Consider the following 20,326-nt stretch of genomic DNA (forward strand, 5'->3'; position numbering starts at 1 on the left):
CGACTACTTCCCGGTACGACGGATATACAGCAGCTTGTCGCCCGACTCGAGCGCGTCGACCTCGGCCTCACCGACCCGGATCAGCACACCGTCGCGCACCACCCCGAGCACGATGTCGCTCAGGTGGCGCGGCGAACCGCCCACCTCGCTGGGCTCCACTTCCCGCTCGGCCACCGCGAAACCCTGCTCGGGGGTGAGCAGGTCCTCCATCATCTCCACGACCGTGGGCGTGGTGGTGGCGATGCCGAGCAGCCGGCCCGCGGTCTCGGAGGACACCACCACGGAGTCGGCGCCGGACTGGCGCACCAGATGGGTGTTCTCGGCCTCGCGGATGGCGACCGAGATCTTGGCCGTCTTGTTCAGTTCCCGCGCGGTGAGGGTGACCAGCACGGCGGTGTCGTCGCGGTTGGTCGCCACGACCACCGCGGCGGCGCGCTGCACCCCGGCCAGGCGCTGCACATCGGACTTGGTCGCCGACCCGTGCACCGTCACCAACCCCCCGGCGGCGGCCGCCTCCAAGGCGACCGGGTCGGTGTCGACGACGACGATGTCGGACACCGAGATACCGTCACCGACCATCGCATCGATCGCGGTACGACCCTTGGTGCCGTAACCGACGACGACGGTGTGATTGCGCACGGTGTGCCTCCATCGCTGAATCTTGAACGCCTGCCGCGACCGTTCGGTCAACACACCGAGGGTCGTACCGACCAACACGATGAGGAACAGGACGCGCAGTGGGGTGATGACGATGATGTTGACCAACCGCGCCGACGGCGTCACCGGGGCGATATCGCCATAACCGGTGGTCGACAGGGACACGGTGGCGTAATACATCGCGTCGAGGAACGACAGCTCGTCGCCGGTGGTATCCCGATAACCGTCGCGGCCGAAGTAGACCACCGTCGCCGCGGTGAACAGCAGGAAGATGGCGAACAGGACGCGCCGGGTGAGCGAGGCCCACGGACTCGACTGCGCCGCCGGAATCCGCAACAGACCGACAAGGGCATAGTCGGGACTGCTGCTCAACCCAGCCGGGTTGCGCGTGTCACCGAACAAATCACCCTCCTGTGTTTATTTGCGGCTGGTGCCGCGTGTTTTCGGCCTGGGTCCCTTGATCTTCCCTCCCGCCGGGCACTCCTTCGTCGCACCCTCTGGTCAGTCCAGATCAAGGCGGCCGAAAACCGACGACTGGTGCCGCGTGTTCTCGGCCAGGTTCCCATGATCTTCCCTCCCGCCGGGCACTCCTTCGTCGCACCCTCTGGTCAGTCCAGATCAAGGCGGCCGAAAACCGACGACTGGCGCCGCGTGTTCTCGGCCTGGGGCAGCCGAAACCGGCGGCGCTCGTCAGCGTATCGGCTCAGGGGGGTTGGGGTGGATCGGTGTCGGTGTTTTCGGGGGCGGCGTCGCGGATGAGGCGTTCGAGTTCGGTGGGGCCGAGGAGGTCGGCCGGGGCGATGGTGCGGCCGGAGCGGATGTAATGGAATGCGGCGCTGATGCGTTGGAGCATGTGGGCTTCGGTGTGGCCGGTGCGGGCGGCCATGAGCCGAGCCCAGGCGAGGCGGTAGACGGCGAGCTGGACGGCGACGGCGGGTTCGTCGGCGGGGCCGGGTTCGGCGCCGGTCTTCCAGTCCACGACGAGCCAGCGGTCGCCGGGTTCGGCGAAGACGGCGTCCATGCGGCCACGAATCACGGTGCCCGCGATGGTCGTTTCGAAGGGCACCTCCACGTCTACGGGGTTGCGGTGCGCCCAGGGCGAGCGACGGAACGACGCCTGCATGGCGGCGAGTTCCTGGTCGGCGCGGCCCATTTCGGTGGTGCTGTCGGCGGCGCCGGGCAGTTCGTCGAGGCCGAGCAGCTGTTCGGTACCGAACCAGGACTGCACCCACGCGTGAAACGCCGTGCCGCGCCGGGCCATCGGGTTCGGCGGATAGGGCAGGGGGCGGCGCAGACGAGCCGCGAGTCGGGTGGGGTCGGCGCGCAGTTCGACCAGGGCGGTGGCGGGAAGTTGACCGGGCAGTTCCACCTGCTGTTCGGCGAGTTCGGCGGCGGTGAATTCGGCCAGGAGCGCGTCGACATCGTTGGCCCAGCCCTCGGGGTCGTCATCGGTCACCTCGTCAGCAGCCGCCTCGTCTGCGAGCGACTCCTCGGAATCGGTTGTGCCGCTGTGTAATTTGTCGAGGGCGGCGCGGACGAGGGCGGCGCCCTGTTCGATGGGGTCGCGGCGGTTGCCGAGGGGGTCGCGTGGCCACTGGGCGGTGGGTGGGTTGTCGGCGAAGGGGTTCACCGCGTCGGGGGCGGGGGCGTCGTCCCAGCGGGCGATGGTGGCGACACCGTAGGCGTCACTGTCGGGGTTCTCGTTGGCTTCTTTGAGTTCGAGCAGGAAGTCCGAGGGTCCCTTCTGCGAGGTGCCGGTCTCGGGCCAGTAGTAGGCCGAAACCAGCAGTACCCGTTCGGTTCTGGTGAGCGCGACGTAGAACAGGCGGCGTTCCTCGTCGAGGCGGCGGCTCTTGAGCGCGGCCTTGTGTCCGGCGATGGCGCGCTCGAGTTCGGAGCGGTCGCTCGCGGTGCTCAGGTCGAGCACGGGTACGCCTTCGGAAGCGTCCGGTTGGGCGCGGTCACCGCGCAGGGTGGTGGGCAGTTCGGTGAGGGCGCCGAGCCAGGTGCTCAGGGCGGTGGTCGACGGGAACACCGTCGCGCTCACGTGCGGCACCGCGACGACTTCCCATTCCAGCCCCTTGGCGGCGTGCACGGTGAGCACCTGCACGCGGTCACGCGCGACCTCCACTTCGCCCGGCTCCAAACCGTTTTCGACCGACTCGGCCGCGGTGAAGAAGGCGAGCAACCCGCTCAGCGAGGCACGCGAGTCGGCGGCGTACCCGGCGACGACCTCGGCGAAGGCGTCGAGGTGCTCGCGGCCGGCGCCGCCGCCGACGATGGCGCGCCGAGCCTGGGTCTCGACGCCGACCCCGATGGTGCGTTCCACATCGGCGACGAGCTCGATCAACGGTTGCCCGCTGCGTTCACGCAGTGCGGTCAGTTCCGCGCTCAGGGCGGCGATGCGCGCGTAGCCGGCGTCCGAATAGTTCTCCGGCGCACCGGGATCGGCGATGGCATCGGCCAGCCCGGCGCGCTCGGTCGGCTCCGGCGCCACCTCCCGCAGCGCCGTCGCCAGTCCCGCCGCGTCGGTGATCTCGCTCGCGTCCGGGCCCGAGGCACTGCTGATGGACAGCATCCGCGCCCGCTGCGCCAACGCCGCCAGGTCCGCCACCCCGATCCGCCACCGCGCCCCCGTGAGGATCCGCACCGCCGCACTCCCGGTCCCCGGCTCCGCGATCAACCGCAGCGTGGCGACGATATCGGCCACCTCCGGCGTCGCCAACAGCCCACCGAGCCCGACGATCTCCACCGGCAACCCCTGCTCCCGCAACGCCTCGGCCAGCGGCGCCGCGTCGGCATTACGCCGAATCAACACCGCCGAGGTCGGCGGCGGCTGATCGTTCTCCCGCGCCGCCACCCACTCCCGCGCGATCCGCTCGGCGATCCACTCCCGTTCCTGCGCAATGGTTTCGGTCACCGCGAGCTCCACCACTCCCGCACTCGCCGCGGGCTTGGCCCGCAACGCGTCCACCGTCGCCCCACCGGCGGCCCGCGCCACCCGGCGCAACGGATCGGCGACCAGGTTCGCCAACGCCAATGCCTCGGGCGGATTCCGCCAACTGGTCAGCAACGGCAGCACCGGCGCCGGAACCCCCGGCGCGACAGGGAAATCCGTCGCGAACCGAGGAAGATTCGCCGCCGATGCCCCCCGCCACCCGTAGATGGACTGCATCGGATCACCCACCGCCGTCACGGCGAGCGCCCGCGCATCAGAGCCCCCACCGCCGTCCCCCTCGGCATCGCGACCAGCAGCGGACAACGCCGCGCGCCGCCCACTTCCGGTTCCGCCGTCATCGCCGCCAGGTCTGCCGACTCGTGACCCCCCTGCCAACCCCGCGGCGTTCGCTCCGACCTCGCCCGCCGACAGTCCTTCGACCCCTTCACCGTCGACGAACGCACCAGGTCCCGCCCCGGAGCCCACTCCACCGCTACTACCGCGCGACCCATCACCCGACAGCTCCGCACCCCGGACACCGCCGAACGAATCATCTTCGAGCCCAGCACTATCCGGCACGGCACCGGTCACGGCAGCACCCGCGCCGCGCCACGACTCCCGGTCGTCCACCGCGAACAACGCATCCACCTCAGCCACCGGCGCCACCCCTCGAATCCGCACCGGCTCCCGAGGTCGATCCTGTTGCACCGCTTCCGCATTGCCGAACAGCGCCGACAACAGCACCCGCTGGGCATGTCCGGTGTCCTGATATTCGTCGAGCAGAACCAGTTTGAAGCGAGCGCGTTCGGCGGCGGCGACCTCGGGATGGTCGACGGCCAGCTGGGCGGCAAGCGACATCTGGGAGCCGAAATCCAGTGCGCCACGCCGGTTCAGGGACTCGGCGAGGCGCTGGACCAGGGGCAGCAGGGCGACGCGTTCACGTTGGGCGTTGAGCACATTGAGCAGAGCCTGACTGGGGCCGCCGCGTTGGCGGGGGCCTGGGGGCAGGGTGTAGACCAGTTTTTCCAGCTCGGCGTGGGCCTCGGCCAGCTGTTCGGGTTCCACGAGGTGTTCGGCGAGTTGGCCGGACAGGGCGAGGACCGCCTCGGTCACCGAGATGGGGGTGCGGTCGGTGTCGAGGTCGCCGTCCCACGAGCGCACCACCTCGTGCGCGAGCTGCCACAGCTGCGTCTGGGTGAGCAGCGCCGCGGACGGTTCCACGGGCAGCAGCAGCCCGTGCGCGGTGAGCAGTCGGCCCGCGTAGGAGTGGTAAGTGCTGATCTCCGGTTCGGCCCCGGCCACGATCGTGCGCAGCGCGCCACTGGGGTCGATCTCGCGCAGCAGCGGCGCGCCCGCGAGCCGGGCCAGTCGGGTGCGGATGCGAGAGGTCAACTGCTGCGCGGCTTTTCGGGTGAAGGTCAACCCGAGTACTTCGTCGGGGGCGACCAACTGGTTGGCCACCATCCACACCACGCGCGAGGCCATCGTCTCGGTCTTGCCCGCCCCGGCCCCGGCGACGACCAGGGTCGGTCCGGGTGGGGCGGCGATGACCGCGGACTGTTCCTCGGTCGGTGGGGGCAGGCCGAGCGCGTCGGCCAACCGCTGCGGGGTGACGCGCGCGGGGCTCACTCGTCGGTCACCTGCCGTCCAGTGTCCTGCACCGGACAACTGCCCGCCACCGGGCAGTGCCTGCACCCGTCGTTGCGTACCGCCAGGTACCCGGGCCCGCGCGTGGCGTCGGCCGCGTCGTGGATGGTCTCGCGCCACTGCTCGAGTCCGTCGCCGTCGAGCGCCTCCTGTGCCCGTTCGGCCGCGCCGGTCTTGGTGCTCGATTTGGCGACGTAGACCAGTCGCGCCCCGCCCGGCTCGCCGGTCTGCTCGTCCTCGTCGAGCGCGCCGTGCGCGGCCGCCACCTGGTAGGTGGCCAATTGCGCGTGCTCGGCGACCGCCTTCGCGCTGACCGGCGTCTTCCCGGTCTTCACGTCGACGATCACGAAGCGCCCCTGCGCATCTCGTTCGAGCCGGTCGATCCGACCCCGGATGCGCACGGCCCGCGCGGTGTCGGTGCGCGCGGGCAGCACGCAGTCCACCGGCACCTCGACCCCCACCTGGGTGAGTTCGCCGCGGGTGGCGCGCACCCAGGCGAGGAAGGTTTCCAGCATGGTTTCGGTGCGGCGCAGTTCCTGGCGTGAGTGCCAGCCCTCGGCCGGGTCGATCGACCGCCACGCCTGGTCCAGCGCGGCCCGCACCTGCGCCTCCGGCACCTCGCCTGCCAGGGCCTGCACGAGCGTGTGCACGAGGTTGCCCTTGACCGCGTGCGGGTTGTCGCCGTCGGTGCCGCCGTGGCGTTCCAGCGCCCACCGCAGCGGGCAGGTGCGCAGCAGTTCGACCGTCGAGGGGGACAGCCCGATCGGCGTGTCCTCGTCGTCGAAGAGTTCGCGCTCGGAGCTGAGCGCGGCGGTGCCGTACCAGTCGCCGGGGTCGGTGCCGGGCACGCCCGCGTCGGCCAGTCGCGCCAACTGGTGCGCGGCCCGTTCCCGCCGTTCGGGCGCGGTCGCCGGATCACACACCACCCCGCGCAATTCCGCGACCAGCGCGTGCATCACCAGCGCGCGTCCGGGATCGGCGACCGGCAGCGCACCGGGCTCACCGTCATCGGCCTCGGCGACGAGCTCGGTGAGAAACCGCGACGGCACCAGATCCTGTTCTCCCGCAGCCGATTCCACGGCGGTGACCAGCAGCGACCGCCGCGCCCGACTGCACGCGACCAGCAGCAGTCTGCGTTCCTCGGCCAGGATCGGCGCGGCCCGGCTCACCGTCGCCCCCGGATCGAGCCCGGCGACCAGATCGACCAGATCCTCGGTGTGCAGCAGCGTGCCCCGCGAGCGCGGGTTGGGCCAGATGCCTTCCTGCACAGCGGCAACCGCCACCACGTCCCATTCCCGACCGGCGGCGGCGTGGGCGCTGAGCAGGGTCACCGCCTCGCCCTCGACGGTCAGCGGTCGGCCCTGCTGCGGAATCTGCTGGTGCAGCAGGTATTCGACGAACCCCTCGATGCTGGCCTTGGGTAGTCGGTCCACGTAAGCCGCTGCGGCATCGAACAATTCGACGGCGGCGTCGAGGTCACGATCGGCCTGCATCCCGGACGCACCGCCGCGCCGCGACTGCCGGAACCAGCGACGTTCCAGCCGCGAACTCGTCCACAGCGTCCACAGCACGTCTTCGAGGCCCTGGCCCCTGGCCTGGGTGAGTTTCGCCTTCTCGATCGCCCGCAGCACCCGGTGCAGCGGTGCCGCTTCGACTTCGGTGAGCCCGTCGAGGAGCCGCGTCTCGCCGACGCCGACGATGAGGTCGCGCAGCACCTCGGCCGAGGACTGGTCGATCAGCGGCACCGCGGGGGTGGGCGGGCGCGCGGGTTCGACGATCGCGCTCACGGCGGGCGGGGTCTCGCTGTCGAGCAGGTCGATGTCGTCGGGCAGCCGCTCGGCGATATCCCAGTCGGATTCGGGTTCCGGGCGCAGCGGATCGTCCGGGTCCGGCGGGGGCAACCACTCGTCGTCGATCGGCTCCGGTTCGGGCTCGACGAATTCCGGTGCAGGCTCGACCTCACCCCAGAGCAGGAACTGATCGTCGCCCCCGACCGCCGGATCCCCCAGTGCCCCGGTGCGTTCCAGCTCGAGCACACTGCGCCGCACGCCACGACGCAACCGCCGCAGCGCGATCTGATCGGCCCCGCCCAGCGGACCCGACAGCAGATCCATCGCGTCGTCGGGCGAGAACATCGCGTCGATCGCCCGCCGCGACCCCGGCCGTGCCGAATCCGCCGCCGACACCACCCGCAGGGCCCCCACCATCCACGCCGCACCGCGCCGCCGCGCCAACGGCTCCGAGACCGCAGGCCGCCGCACCGGCACCCCGGCGGCGAGCAAGGCCCGCCGCAACGGCGCCAACGACAGCGGCACCGACCGCACGATCACCGCCATCCCCGACCACGGCACCCCGTCGGTGAGGTGCGCGCGCCGCAGATGATCCGCGATCAGCGCCGCTTCCTTCGCGGGCGTGGACAGCACCCGCACCCGCACACTCGACTCGTCCCCGACCGGGTCTGCCAGTGGATCCTCGGCCGAGTCCGGCAACCCGGGTGCCTGCCCGGTCGAACCGGGCGCGTGCTCCGGGATTTCGGGAGTAGGCCCCTCGCCTATCCGATGACGCGCACTACCCGGCAACCGCGCCGCGATCCGCGCGGCCGCCACCCGAATCGGCGCCCCACTGCGGTAGTTGTGCCGCAGGGTGATTCGCCGCCGCGCGTCGGTCTCGAGCTCGGTGAGGAAGTGCGAATCCGCACCGCGAAAGGTGAACACCGCCTGGTCGGGATCACCGGTGATCACCGTGCTCGCCCCACCGCCGCCGATCGCGCGCACCAGCGTGGCCGCTTGCGGATCCAGGTGCTGGGCGTCGTCGACGAGCAGGTAGCGGATCCGATCCCGTTCGGCGGCAAGCAGATTCCGGTCACCGGCCAGCGCGTCCAACGCCGCACCGACCAACTCGGCCGCGTCGAGGGCGGGCGCGGTGGCTTCCGGGGCCGCCACACCCACCGACCACCGCAGCATCGACGCCTGCTCGTAGCGCTGGAAGAACCGCCCGGCCGCCACCCACGCGTCGTTGTCGTGCTCGCGCCCGAGCGCCATCAGATCCTCGGGACCGAGCCCGCGTTCGGTGGCGCGCAGCATCAGGTCGCGCAGCTGTTCGGCGAACCCGCCCAGTGCCAGCGCGGGCTGTAGTCGCGGCGGCCACAATCCGCCCGCCCCGTTCTCGATGTCCTCGAGATCGCCGTGCAGCATCTCCCGCAGCACCGCGTCCTGCTCGGCGCCGGTGAGCAGCCGGGGCGGCGGGTTGCCGTGCAGTTCGGCGTGCCGACGCAGCACCGAGAACGCGTAGGAGTGCACCGTCCGCACCATCGGCTCGCGACTCGCGCCGGGAATCCCGCCGACCTCGGGCCCCAGCTGGTGGGTGATCGCGTCGCGCAGCGCGGCGGCGGCCTGTTTGGTGTGGGTCAGCACCAGCACCGAGCCCGCGTCGGCCCCGTCGGTGATGCGGGCGGTCACCAGGTCGATCAGCAGCGAGGTCTTACCGGTGCCGGGCCCGCCGAGGACCTGCCACGGCACCCAACCCGGCCGCGACGGCCCGAGCTGGGCCTGCTCGGCGAACAGCGCGGCGACGGGCGCACCCCAGGCCCGCGGCCGGGGCGCCCGCGTCCTGCGGCGCACGAGTCGCACCGCGGCATCCGATCGCACCACATCGGCTATTGCAACAGACCAGTACGACACTCCGCGCGCCCCCACCGCGCACCCGGGCTGCGCGAGCGCGCGCGACCGGCCAGAATGGCAGTCGTGTCCTCGCTTCATGTGCACCGGTTCGGCCCCGCCGACGGTCCCGTCGTCCTCGCCCTGCACGGTCTCACCGGTCACGGCAACCGCTGGGAAACCCTCGCCACCGAGCACCTGCCCCAGGCCCGGATCGTCGCCCCCGACCTGCGCGGACACGGCCGCTCCACCTCGCTGCCGCCGTGGGACTTCGACACGATCGTCGCCGATCTCGCGCAGCTGCTGCGCGCCGAGACCGACGCGCCCGCGGTGGTGGTCGGCCACTCGTTCGGCGGCGCGGTCGGCGTCCATCTGGCCCGGCGCCATCCCGAACTCGTGCGCGCGCTGGTCCTGCTCGATCCGGCCATCGGCCTCGACGCGACGCTGATGGAACAGATCGCGGCGGCCAATCTCGCCTCGCCCGATTACACCGATGTCGCCGAGGCCAGGTCCGACAAGCAGGCCAGCGCGTGGAGTCCCGACGAGGTCGACCCGGCCGTGCTGGAACGCGAACTGGTCGAACACCTGGTGCCCACCGAGGGCGGCCGGGTGGGTTGGCGGCTGTTCCAGCCCGCGATCACCTCGTACTGGGGTCAGCTCGCGCGCGAGTTCGTGCTGCCGCCCGCCGACCTGCCGACCGTGCTGGTCCGCGCGGCCAAGGTGAGTCCGCCGTATGTGACCCCCGAGTTCCTGGCCGCGCTCACCGCGCACCTGGCCGACCTCACCGTCGAGGTGTGGGATTGCGATCATATGGTCGCCCAGGCCCGTCCCGCCGAGACCGCCGCCTTGATCGCCGGGGTGCTGTAGCCGGTGGCCGCGACGACGGAGGAGCAGGTGGAGCGGGTCCGCGAGCTCGTCGCCGCGATTCCGCCCGGGCGGGTCAGTACCTATGGCGATATCGCCGCCGCGGCCGGGTTGTCCTCGGCGCGCACGGTGGGCTGGATCATGCGCACCGATTCCGCGGACCTGCCCTGGCATCGGGTGCTCGGTGCGAGCGGTCGCCCGGCCGCGCATCTGGCCGCCCGCCAACTGCGGTTGCTCGGCGAGGAGGGCGTGCCGATCGTCGACGGTCGGGTCGATCTGCGCGCCGCCCGACTTCGCTGACCCGCACCTGCGGCGCTCGGCCGCTGTCGGCGCGCCGCCAACTAGCATGACGCTCGTGCCGAATCCGATACCGCGCGAGCTGTTACGCACCGCCGACGCGATCGTGCTCGCCGGTGGGCGCGCCAGTCGACTGGGCGGCGTGGACAAACCGGCGATCGTGATCGGTGGTCGGTCCATGCTCGACGCGGCGCTGGACTCGGTGCGCGGGTGCGCCGAGGTGGTCGTGGTCGGCCCGCACCGCCCCGATCTCGATGCCCGGTTCGGTCAGGTCCGCGAGACTCCGCCCGGTGCCGGCCCGGTCGCCGCGATCGGCGCCGGCCTCGACGCCCTCGACACGACCAACCCGTGGGTGGTGGTCCTCGCCGCCGACATGCCCTTCCTCACCGAGAACTCGGTGGCCGAATTGCTCAGTCGCGCCACCGAATCCGATGCCGTCTTCGCGATCGACGAGTCGGGCCGCCCGCAGTATCTGGTCGGCGTCTGGCGGCGCGAGGCGCTGAAAGCCGCACTGGCGAGCCTGGATTCGCTGGTGAACCAGCCGATGAAGGCGATCGTGCCCACCGAAACAGCCCTGCTGGCACTGCCCGATATCGCCGATTGCGACACCGAGGAGGAGGTCCGGCGCGCCCGCGAAACCCTGGCGACAGACCGTGATTCGGCCCGCCTCGATCTCACCGAAGCCCGCGCGCGCATCTACGCCGGCCTGTCTCCCTTGCCCCCGCACGACGCCGCGCTGAACGAGGTCGCCGGTGCCGCGCTGGCCGCCCCGATCCTCGCCGAGGGCGCCCTGCCCCGCTTCGACGTCTCCGCGATGGACGGGTACGCGATCTGCGGTGAGGGTCCGTGGCGACTGCGCCGCGATATCGGATTCGCCGGTGGCGCAAGGCCGGTCGGCCTGCTGCCGGGCGAGGCGGTGCGCATCGCCACCGGCGCCCACGTCCCCGACGGCACCACCTCGGTCCTGCGTGACGAGTTCGCCTCGCTCGCCGACGACGAACTGTTCCGCCTGCCCGACACGCCATTACGTGGCGATGTACGAAAGCAGGGCGAGGACAGCAACGTCGGCGATCTCGTGGCCCCGGCCGGCACCAGGGTCAGCACCGCCCTGCGCTCGGCCGCCGCCTCGGTCGAGGTCACCACCGCCTCGGTGCGCGGCCCCGTGCGCGCGCGAATCGTCATGACCGGCGACGAGATTCGCAGCACCGGCCCCCTCCAGTCCGGCCAGACCCGCGATTCGATCGGCCCGGTTCTCCCGGACCTGCTCGCGGGCTGCGGTGTTCGCGTCGCCGACAGCGTGCACCTGCGCGACACGGCCAACAGCTTCGACGACATGCTCACCGACACCACCCGTTTCGACCTGCTCGTCGTGGTCGGCGCCACCGGCGGCGGGGCCGCGGACCAACTCCGCACGGCACTGGCCCGAGCCGAGGCCACGATCGTGGTCCCCCGCCTCGCCCTTCGTCCCGGCGGTTCCACGATCGTCGCCGAACTTCCCACCGGCGCAACGGTTCTCGGCCTGCCCGGCAACCCCTTCGCCGCGATCGCGGTCCTGCTGGCGCTGACCCCCACCATCGTGGCCGCCCGCACCGCCACCGCCGCCCCGCGCCGCATCCTCGGCCCGCTGCACAACGCCACCGAGATCGCCGCTCCGGTCCACCGGATCACCCCCGCCCGCTACGCCCCCGAGGGCGGTTTCCTCGGCGACGCCAGCGTGCGCACCGCGCATCTGGCCGGCCTGATCGGCCGGGACGGCCTGGTCGTCGTCGCCCCGAACACCGGCGACGGCGGCACCGTCGAATTCCTGCCCCTCGCGCACTGACACGCCGTGTTCGTGCCGGTAGAGCACCTATTTTGGGTTCAGCTCTACCGCCCCGCCGTTGGGGTGCCTATGGTTGGTCGAGTCAGGCGTGGAACGCCCCGCACGCGAGGTGGATTGCGTCGGACAGTGCGTTGAAGGCTTTTTCCTCTATCCCTCGGAAAGGACCGTGCGGAGATGGCAGAGAAGTCGAAAAAGGCGCCGAAGAAGATGCCCAAGCAGATGCCGCGTCAGCAGCAGGAACAGCGGCAGGAGCAGGGGCAGCAGGACTCGCAGGGCATGACGCGAGCAGGTCAGGACGATCGGCGCGAGCAGCAGCGCCGCCCCGGCCATCACTGATATACGTGTGTCGACGAGCCGCCGGTGTGCGCACCGGCGGCTCGTCCACGTCATGCCCCGATCGGCTGCGGCGCGCCTGCCGCGGATCCGGCCCGCCCACGACGCGCCGTCGCGGGATCGGGTGCGGGCACCGCGTCGAGCAGGCGGCGGGTGTACTCCTGAGCCGGTGCGGCGAATACCGCGCGCACCTCGCCGGTTTCGACGATCCGGCCCTGCCGCAGCACCACAACCCGGTCGGCGACCTGGTGCACCACGGCCAGATCGTGACTGATGAACAGGCTCGCGAACCCGTACTCCGCGCGCAGATCGGCGAAGAGTTCGAGCACCTGGGCCTGCACCGACACATCGAGCGCACTGGTCGGCTCGTCGGCCACCAGTAGGCGCGGGGCCAGGGCCAGCGCCCGTGCCAACGCCACCCGCTGACGCTGTCCGCCCGACAGTTCCGAGGGCCGCCGCTGCGCGTAATCCCGTGGCAGCCGCACGGATTCGAGCAGGGTCTCGACCTTGGCCCGCGCCAGCGCACCGGTGGCGACCCGATGCACCTCGAGCGGTTCGGCGATCGCGTCACCCACGCTGCGCCGCGGATCGAGCGAGGCACTCACGTCCTGATGCACCAGCGCGACATGCTTGCGCAGTCCACGCAGTTCGCGACGCGACAGCCCCTCGAGCACCACACCCTGCAATTCGACCCGACCCGTGGTGGCGGGCACGAGCCCGAGCGCGGTGCGTCCCAGCGTGCTCTTCCCGGACCCGGATTCCCCGACCAACCCGAGCACTTCGCGCGGGCCGAGGGTGAGCGAAATATCGTGCAGCGCTGGGAAAGACGCGCCGCCGTTACGTCCGGGGTACACCACCGACAGATCGTCGATGCGCAACACGTCGCGGTAGGTGGGCTCGGCCGAACCGCCGCCCTTCTCCGCCACCACGGCGGGCCCGCGCACGACCACCCGCCGCAGAATCCGCCGCACGGCGGGCTCCGAGGACGGTTCGTCCGCGTCCGCGACACCGGGCTCCACGGCGTCATCGCCACCGGCCGCCGTCGCCGAAGCGTCCGTCGTCGGGTCCGCTGTCGCCGCGGCCGCCCCTGAATCGGCGTCAGCGCGCGCACCCGCTTCCGGGGGCGTGGCGGCGTCGGAGCGATCGCCGACGCTCGCGTCCCCGTCGCGAGCGTGCTCGGCCTCGCCACGTTCGGCACCGTCGACATTCCAACCGGCACTGTCGACGCCATGGGCCCGGTCGATCTCGTCGCGTTCTCCGACCGAACGCACCCCCGCCGTCACCACGGGCAACCTGGGTACCGCCGCCAGCAGTGTCCGCGTGTACTCCGCCGACGGTTCGGCGAACAACCCGAACACCGACTGCTCCTCCACCACCTCCCCCGCCCGCATCACCACGACCCGGTCCGCGATCTCCGCGACCACCCCGAGGTTGTGGGTGATGAACAGAATGGCCGTGCCCCGCTCCCGCTGCAACGAGCGCAGCAGGTCGAGGATCTCGGCCTGGACGGTCACGTCCAGGGCCGTGGTCGGCTCGTCGGCGATGAGCAGTTCGGGCTCCCCCGACAGGGCCAGCGCGATGACCACGCGCTGTTTCTGCCCGCCGGAGAGCTGATGCGGGTACCAGTCGAGTCGTTTCGCCGGCTCGGGAATGTCCACGGCCGTGAGCAGCTCGATCGCCCTGGCCCGCGCCACCGCCTTGTCGGTGATCCCGTGCGCCCGCAGTGCCTGCGCGATCTGGGTGCCGATCTTCTGCACCGGGTTCAGCGCGGTCTGCGGTTCCTGGAACACCATCGCGGCCCTGGTGCCGCGCAACTCCCGCAACCGCGACTCGCCGGCCCCGATCACCTGCGTGCCCGTGAGCTGAATCGACCCCCGCGCCCGCGCGGTGTCGGGCAGCAGCCCGAGCACCGCGCGCGCCGTGAGCGATTTGCCCGAGCCGGATTCGCCGACCAGCGCGACGACCTCACCGCGCCGCACCTGGAAACTCACCCGGTCGACCACCGTCTTGTCCCCGAACCCGACAACCAGGTCGGCGACGTCGAGCACCGTACTCATACCGACCTCCTTGCCCGGCCCAGTGCCTGAGCGATCAACAGAAATCCGAGGGTCAGCCCGGCGACGACGACCAGCGGACCGACCGCCATGAACGGGTTGTGCTCGAGGTTGGCGATCGAATCACCGATCAGCGACCCGAGCGACGGATCCGGCGGCCGCACCCCGATGCCGATGAAACTCATCGCCGCCTCGATGAACACACCCACCGACAGCGACAGCGCGAATTGCACCACCAGCGGTTCGACCACATTGGGCAGCACGTGCTTGCGCAAGGTCCACCAGGTGTCGGCGCCGATCACCTCGGCGGCCTCCACGAACGGCTGTTCGCGCACGGCCAGCACGGCGGTGCGGATCTGGCGTCCGAAGATCGGGATCTCGGCGGCGACGATGACGATCACCACCGCGTGCCAGCCCGGCCCGGTGATCGCGGCCAGCGCGATCGCGAAGATCAGCGTCGGGAAGGCCAGGATCAGGTCGAACACCCGCTGCGCGGTCACATCCGCGATCGGATTCACCGTGGCCGCCAAGCCGACCAGCGACCCGATCAGCGCGCCCAGCGGCACCGCCGCGAACACGATCAGCAGGTTGATCCGGATGCCGGTAAGCACCCGCGAGGCCACATCGCGATTGATGTGGTCGGTGCCCAGCCAGTGGTCGGCGCTCGGCCCGACCAGGTTGGCGCCGGGAATCTGGACCAGCGGGTCGTAGGCGCTGAGCACCCCCGCGAACACCCCGGCCAGGGCGATGACACCGATCAGGATCACCCCGGCCAGGCCCTGTCCACGGCGCAATGCCTGGAGCGCACCGGCACGCGACGGCGGCACGGCGACCGGCGTTGTCGTCACCTCGAGTGTCATGACCGGCCGCCGATCCTGATCCGCGGGTCCAACCACGCGTGGGCGATATCGGTGATCAGCTGGATCACCACGAACACCGCCACCGACAGCAGGAGCAGCACCTGCACGACGGGATAGTCGCGGCGGCTGATGCCCTGTTCGATGAGCTGACCGATGCCGGGCCACACGAACGCGGCCTCCACCAGCACCGCGCCGCCGAGCAGCTGCCCGGTCTGGATGCCGAGCACGGTGAGCATGGTCGGCAGGGCATTGCGCAGCGCACCACGGGTGACGATCTCGCGATGGCTCACGCCGAGCGAACGTGCCGTCAGCACATACTGTTTCGTCAGTTCGGTGCGCAGCGACTCGGTGAGGAACCGGGTCAGCGCCGCCGCCACCGGCAGCGCCAGGCAGATCGCGGGCAGCAGCAGGTACTGCACGGCGATATCGGGGCGCGCGATGAACCCGTCCGGCGGCACGCCACCCGAGGGCAGTACCGGAATCGCGATCGCGAACACGAGCACCAGCAGCGGCCCGACCACGAAGGTCGGCAACGCCACCGCCACCGTATTCGCCGCCGCGACAACGGTATTGAGCCACTTGCTCGGCCACAGCACCGACGCCACCGAGACCAGCAGACTCAGCACCACGGCCAACACCAGCGCCGACGCGGTGAGTACCAGCGTGTTGGTCAGCCCGCGCCCGACCAGCTCGGTGATCTCACCGCCGAGGATGTAGGACCGACCCAGGTCCAGGGTGAACAGGTCGCCCAGCCAGCTCAGGTACTGCACCGGAATCGCGCGGTCCAGCCCCAATTGGTGGCGGATGGCCGCGATCGATTCCGGTGTCGCGTCGTTGCCCGCCAGGATGGTCGCCGGGTCGCCCGGTACCAGCCGCAGCAGCAGGAAGATCAGCACCGACGCCCCGAACAGCACCAGCAGCGCCGAGGGGAGCCGGTGCAGCAGGTAGCGCGTCATGACAGGAAGGTGTCGGTGAACAGGGTTTCCCTGCGCTTAGTCCAGGCCGCGCCGTGCACCTTGTTCGAGCTGGCGTACTGCTGGAACCGCACGGCGATCTCGATCAGGAACAGGCCATCGAGCAGCTGGTCGCTGAGTTCGTGGTAGGCGCGCACCGCGTCGGGGCCGGTGGTCTGCGGCAGCTTCCACGCGGTGTCGGCGGCGGCGGTGTAGGCGGGTGATTCGTAGCGCGAGGCGTTGCGGCGGGCGTTGAACGGGTAGGCGCTCACCGTCAGCGTCGAGGGCACGAACTGCGCCCACGAGTGATCGGTGACCCACAGGCCGCGGAACTGCTGGCCGGTGAGCTGCTTGACGAAGGTGGCGGGATCGACCGGGTCGAGCTCGACCTCGATGCCGACCTCGGCCAGGTTGGCCTGCACGACCTGGGCCAGTTCCTGGTGCGGGGTGGCGAAGGTCAGCGGCAGCTTCGGCGGCTTGCCCTGCTCGAGCAGCTGCTTGGCCTTGGCGATATCGCGGGTGTAGCGGGTGTTGCGCTGCTCGTCGTAGGCCGGGGAGGTCTTGGGCCACGGCACATTGAGCGGGTAGCCGGCGCCGCGCAGGACCTCGTCGACGATGCGTTCGCGGTCGATGGCGTAGGCGATGGCCTGGCGCACGCGCACATCGGCCAGCGCGGGCTCGGTGACATTGACGCCGACGTAGAACTGGAGCTCGGCGCCCTCGACATTGCGCACCTGGTAGCCGCCGGACTTGCCCAGGCTCTCGGTGTCGCGGTAGGCGAGGTCGATCGCCAGGTTGACCTGGCCGGACTTGAGCGCGTTGAGCCGCGCCTGGTTGTCGGGGATGATCGCGACCTCGACCCGGTCGAGGTAGGGCCGGTCGGGCACCCGGTAGTCGGGGTTCTTCTCGAACACGATCTGCGAGTTGGGAACTCGCTGGGTGAACCGGAACGGGCCGGTGCCGATGTAGGTTTCGCCGGTGCCGAGCTTGTCGGCGGTCTCGCTGTCGAGGATCGGCACGGTGTCGAGCAGGTCGAAGATATTGGCCAGCGGGTGCGCGAACTTCAGCACGATCCGGGTGGGCGAGACGATGTCGAAGCCGGTCACCGCCGCCGCGGTGCTGCGCAGCTGGGCCGACCACTTGGCGTCGGCGTAGGTGCGGATCGCGAATTCGACGTCCTTGGCGGTGAACTGGCGACCGGAGTGGAACTTCACGTCCGCGCGCAGGTCGAGGGTCAGCGAGGTGCCGTCGGCGGCGAGCTGCCACGACTCGGCCAGCGCGGGCTGGGGTTCGAGCTTGTCGTTCGGGTAGCGGGTCAGGGTCTCGTAGACCAGGCCGATGAGCACCGGTGCGGCGCCGGTGTTGGTGAGCAGGTTCGCGGGGACCAGGTCCTGGCTGAAGCCGACCTTCAGGGTGCCGCCCTGCACGGGAGTGGCGTCGCCGCCGCCCTCCTTCTGCTCCGAGACCGCCGAGGTGCAGGCGGCCAGCGCCGCGCCACCGAGGATAGCCGCCGCGGCGATGCCGCTGGTGCGCAGGAAGTTACGGCGATCGAAGCCGCCGGGGGTAGAGCTCATCGTGAAGATCCTCGAGGACGCGTCGACCCGCTCGGGGCCGAGAAGGGTGCCACGGCACCGCAGGGGAAGGGAACATCGGCGCGGCCGGAACGTCGGGGCGTTCGTCAGCCGCGCGGGGCGCGACACGAACGACAGCAGGGCTGATTCGTGGGCATGGGCAAGGACGCTAACAAGTTGCGGGTGCTCGGTCACCGATTCCACGCACCCTGCACATAACCCTGGTGACCAGGCGATACGTGGCCTTTACTCCGAGAATGTCTGTTCCACCCGCTGCGCGCGGTTACGAATCCTTCGGCGGCTCGGTCGGCCGCACCTCCACCGACTCCACCCCCGAATGGACCTACCGACCGACCGCGCCCGCGGACGCGCCCAACATCGTGGTCGTGCTCGTCGACGACATGGGCTACAGCGATATCGGGCCGTTCGGTTCCGAGATCGAAACACCGACCTTGGATCGCCTTGCCGCGCAGGGTGTTCGGCTGTCGAACTACCACACCACCCCGCTGTGCTCGCCCTCGCGCGCGGCGCTGCTGACCGGAATCAATTCCCACCGTGCGGGTTACGGCTTCGTCGCCAACGCCGACCCCGGCTACCCCGGCCTGCGCCTGGAACTGGCCGACGACGTCCTGACCCTGCCGGAGATCCTGCGCGACAACGGCTACGCGACCTACGCCGTGGGCAAGTGGCACCTGGTGCGCGACGCCACGATGAACCCGTCGGCCCACCGCGATTCCTGGCCGACCCAGCGCGGCTTCGACCGCTACTACGGTTCGCTCGAGGGCCTGAACTCCTTCTACTACCCGAATCAGCTGGTCTCGGACAGCTCGGTGGTCGACTTCGAGGAGTACCCGCCGGACTACTACCTGACCGACGACCTCACCGACAAGGCCCTGACCTACATCAAGGACCTGCGCGCCCACGACGCGGACAAGCCGTTCTTCCTCTACTTCGCCCACGTGGCGATGCACGGACCGCTCCAGGCCAAGGCCGAGGATCAGGCCAAATACCGGGGCCGCTACGCCGAGGGCTGGGACGAACTGCGCCGCCGTCGCTTCGCCGAGCAGTTGGCCCATGGCCTGTTCCCACCCGGCACCGAGCAAAAGCCGCGCAATACCGAGCCCGGTTACGAAGCGGCGGAGTGGGATTCGCTGTCGGCCGACGAGCAGCGCCGCTACGCCAAGTACATGGAGGTGTACGCGGGCATGGTCGACAGCATCGACCAGAGCCTGGGACGCATCGTCGATCTGCTCGAAGACCTCGGCGAACTCGACAACACCATCATCGTGTTCACCTCCGACAACGGCGGCACCGCCGAGGGCGGACCGGAGGGCACCCGCTCGTACTTCGCCGAGTTCGCCCAGATCGACGACCCGGACTGGATCGGTGACATCCCGCACGACGAGGACCTGATCGGCACCGCGAAGCTGGGCGTGCACTACCCGCGCGGGTGGGGTCAGGCCTCGAACACGCCGTTCCGGTTCTACAAGGGGCAGACCTTCGCCGGCGGGGTGCGGGTGCCGCTGGTGGTCTCGTGGCCGAAGGGGTTGCCGCGCGGGGCAGACGATTCCGGTATCCGCCACGAGTACGCCTACGTCACCGATCTCGCGCCGACGCTGCTCGAGCTGGCGGGGCTGGCGCGGCCGTCGGTGCGTAACGGGCTGCCCGCCAAGGACTTCGACGGTGTCTCGGCGGCGGAGCTGCTCCGCGATCCGGCCGCGCCGACCCGGCACACCGAGCAGTATTCGGAGATGACCGGGCATCGCGGCTTCTACCGCGACGGCTGGAAACTGTTGTCGCTGCACGAGGCCGGGACCGATCTCGACGCCCCGGACTGGCAGCTGTTCGACGTGCGCACCGATCCCACCGAGCTGCACGACCTTTCGGCACGGTATCCGGACAAGGCCGCCGAACTCGCCGCCGCCTGGGACGAATCCGCCTGGAACAACACCGTTTTCCCGCTCCTCACCCGCGCCGACCTGTTCCGCCGCCGCCCGGAGGAAGCCCGCTTCGCCGCCCCCGTGCGCCTGCTCCCCGGCACCCCCACCCTCGAGCGCTACCGCTCCCAGCGCCTGATCGCCTTCCGCGACTTCACCATCACCGCCGATCTGACGGGACCTCGCCCGGCGCGTTCGTCGGACCGGGTGGCCGACCCGTCGACCACCACGGGCGGTGCCGACTCGGCCCCCTTCGAGGAGGGCTATCGCCCCGGCGACGAGGGCGTGCTCGTCGCGCACGGCGACCCGCTGGGCGGATACCTGCTCTACATCGAGGACGGTGAGGTCGTGCTCGGCGTGAACAGCTACGGCCGCTACGCCTCGGTCGGGGTGCCGCTGCCGACGGGGACGCGCGAGATCACCGTGCGCGCCACCATCCAGCCGCACCTGCGCTGGGACTTCACCATCGAGTTCGACGGCACCCCGCTCGCCGAACTCACCGACCAGGTGCAGCTCGTCGGCATGGCGCCGTGGACCGGGATCTCGGTGGGCATCGACGCGCGCGGCCCCGTCGCGTGGGACCTGCGCGAGCGGCGCGGACCGTTCCGCTACACCGGCGGCCTGCGCGCGATCACCTACACCCCCGGCCCGGTCCAGGTCCCCCAGCGCACCATCGACGCGGTGGAGCGGGAGGCCGAGTACGCGGCCGAGTGAGCGTCGGGCGCGGGCCCCCGGGT

General features: G+C 70.8%; 12 protein-coding genes. 5 read left to right on the plus strand and 7 right to left on the minus strand.

Going from position 1 to position 20,326, the window contains the following annotated elements:
* Positions 1–3: 3 nt before the first annotated feature.
* The 3 genes from ACFP3H_RS09095 to ACFP3H_RS09105 all read right to left on the minus strand — a co-directional run bounded on the left by ACFP3H_RS09095 (position 4) and on the right by ACFP3H_RS09105 (position 8,889).
* Positions 4–1,029: a potassium channel family protein gene (locus tag ACFP3H_RS09095; protein WP_378602400.1), complete on the minus strand. Its 1,026-nt coding sequence runs from the start codon at positions 1,027–1,029 to the stop codon at positions 4–6.
* A 331-nt stretch (positions 1,030–1,360) separates the two neighbouring features.
* Complete coding sequence (locus ACFP3H_RS09100; RefSeq protein ID WP_378602403.1) at positions 1,361–5,224, minus strand: UvrD-helicase domain-containing protein; 3,864 nt, start codon at positions 5,222–5,224, stop codon at positions 1,361–1,363.
* A complete protein-coding gene (locus ACFP3H_RS09105) occupies positions 5,221–8,889 on the minus strand; it encodes an ATP-dependent helicase (RefSeq protein ID WP_378602628.1) in 3,669 nt (1,222 codons plus the stop codon). Before ACFP3H_RS09105 ends, ACFP3H_RS09100 begins: the two co-directional genes overlap by 4 nt.
* A gap of 87 nt (positions 8,890–8,976) precedes the next feature.
* Between ACFP3H_RS09105 and ACFP3H_RS09110 the strand changes: the two genes are divergently transcribed.
* The 4 genes from ACFP3H_RS09110 (at position 8,977) to ACFP3H_RS09125 (ending at position 12,217) form a co-directional block, all read left to right on the plus strand.
* Positions 8,977–9,765, plus strand: coding sequence for an alpha/beta fold hydrolase (locus tag ACFP3H_RS09110; protein WP_378602406.1), 789 nt, complete (start codon positions 8,977–8,979; stop codon positions 9,763–9,765).
* A 3-nt stretch (positions 9,766–9,768) separates the two neighbouring features.
* Positions 9,769–10,062 carry an MGMT family protein gene (locus tag ACFP3H_RS09115; RefSeq protein ID WP_378602409.1) on the plus strand — a complete coding sequence of 98 codons (294 nt, stop codon included), beginning with the start codon at positions 9,769–9,771 and terminating at the stop codon, positions 10,060–10,062.
* Positions 10,063–10,117: 55 nt separating this feature from the next.
* Positions 10,118–11,881 (plus strand): NTP transferase domain-containing protein, encoded by a 1,764-nt coding sequence (locus tag ACFP3H_RS09120; protein ID WP_378602412.1) that lies wholly within the window; start codon positions 10,118–10,120, stop codon positions 11,879–11,881.
* 174 nt (positions 11,882–12,055) lie between these two features.
* On the plus strand, positions 12,056–12,217 hold the full coding sequence (locus ACFP3H_RS09125) for a hypothetical protein (protein ID WP_378602415.1): 162 nt from the start codon (positions 12,056–12,058) through the stop codon (positions 12,215–12,217).
* Between the two features lie 50 nt (positions 12,218–12,267).
* Here ACFP3H_RS09125 and ACFP3H_RS09130 read toward each other — a convergent pair whose 3' ends face one another.
* The 4 genes from ACFP3H_RS09130 to ACFP3H_RS09145 are packed head-to-tail and all read right to left on the minus strand — an operon-like array spanning position 12,268 to position 17,655.
* Complete coding sequence (locus ACFP3H_RS09130) at positions 12,268–14,271, minus strand: dipeptide ABC transporter ATP-binding protein (protein WP_378602418.1); 2,004 nt, start codon at positions 14,269–14,271, stop codon at positions 12,268–12,270.
* Positions 14,268–15,128: an ABC transporter permease gene (locus ACFP3H_RS09135; protein ID WP_378602419.1), complete on the minus strand. Its 861-nt coding sequence runs from the start codon at positions 15,126–15,128 to the stop codon at positions 14,268–14,270. The genes ACFP3H_RS09130 and ACFP3H_RS09135 overlap by 4 nt, the downstream gene beginning before the upstream one ends.
* Positions 15,125–16,084, minus strand: a complete 960-nt coding sequence (locus ACFP3H_RS09140; protein ID WP_378602421.1) for an ABC transporter permease — start codon at positions 16,082–16,084, stop codon at positions 15,125–15,127. The genes ACFP3H_RS09135 and ACFP3H_RS09140 overlap by 4 nt, the downstream gene beginning before the upstream one ends.
* Positions 16,081–17,655, minus strand: coding sequence for an ABC transporter substrate-binding protein (locus ACFP3H_RS09145; protein ID WP_378602424.1), 1,575 nt, complete (start codon positions 17,653–17,655; stop codon positions 16,081–16,083). Before ACFP3H_RS09145 ends, ACFP3H_RS09140 begins: the two co-directional genes overlap by 4 nt.
* A 254-nt stretch (positions 17,656–17,909) precedes the next feature.
* Between ACFP3H_RS09145 and ACFP3H_RS09150 the strand changes: the two genes are divergently transcribed.
* The gene (locus ACFP3H_RS09150; RefSeq protein ID WP_378602427.1) at positions 17,910–20,303 is read left to right on the plus strand and encodes an arylsulfatase; all 2,394 of its coding nucleotides are present in this window, start codon (positions 17,910–17,912) and stop codon (positions 20,301–20,303) included.
* Positions 20,304–20,326: the final 23 nt, after the last annotated feature.

The organism is Nocardia lasii (assembly GCF_042658545.1).
In the GTDB taxonomy this organism is placed as follows: Bacteria; Actinomycetota; Actinomycetes; order Mycobacteriales; family Mycobacteriaceae; genus Nocardia; species Nocardia lasii.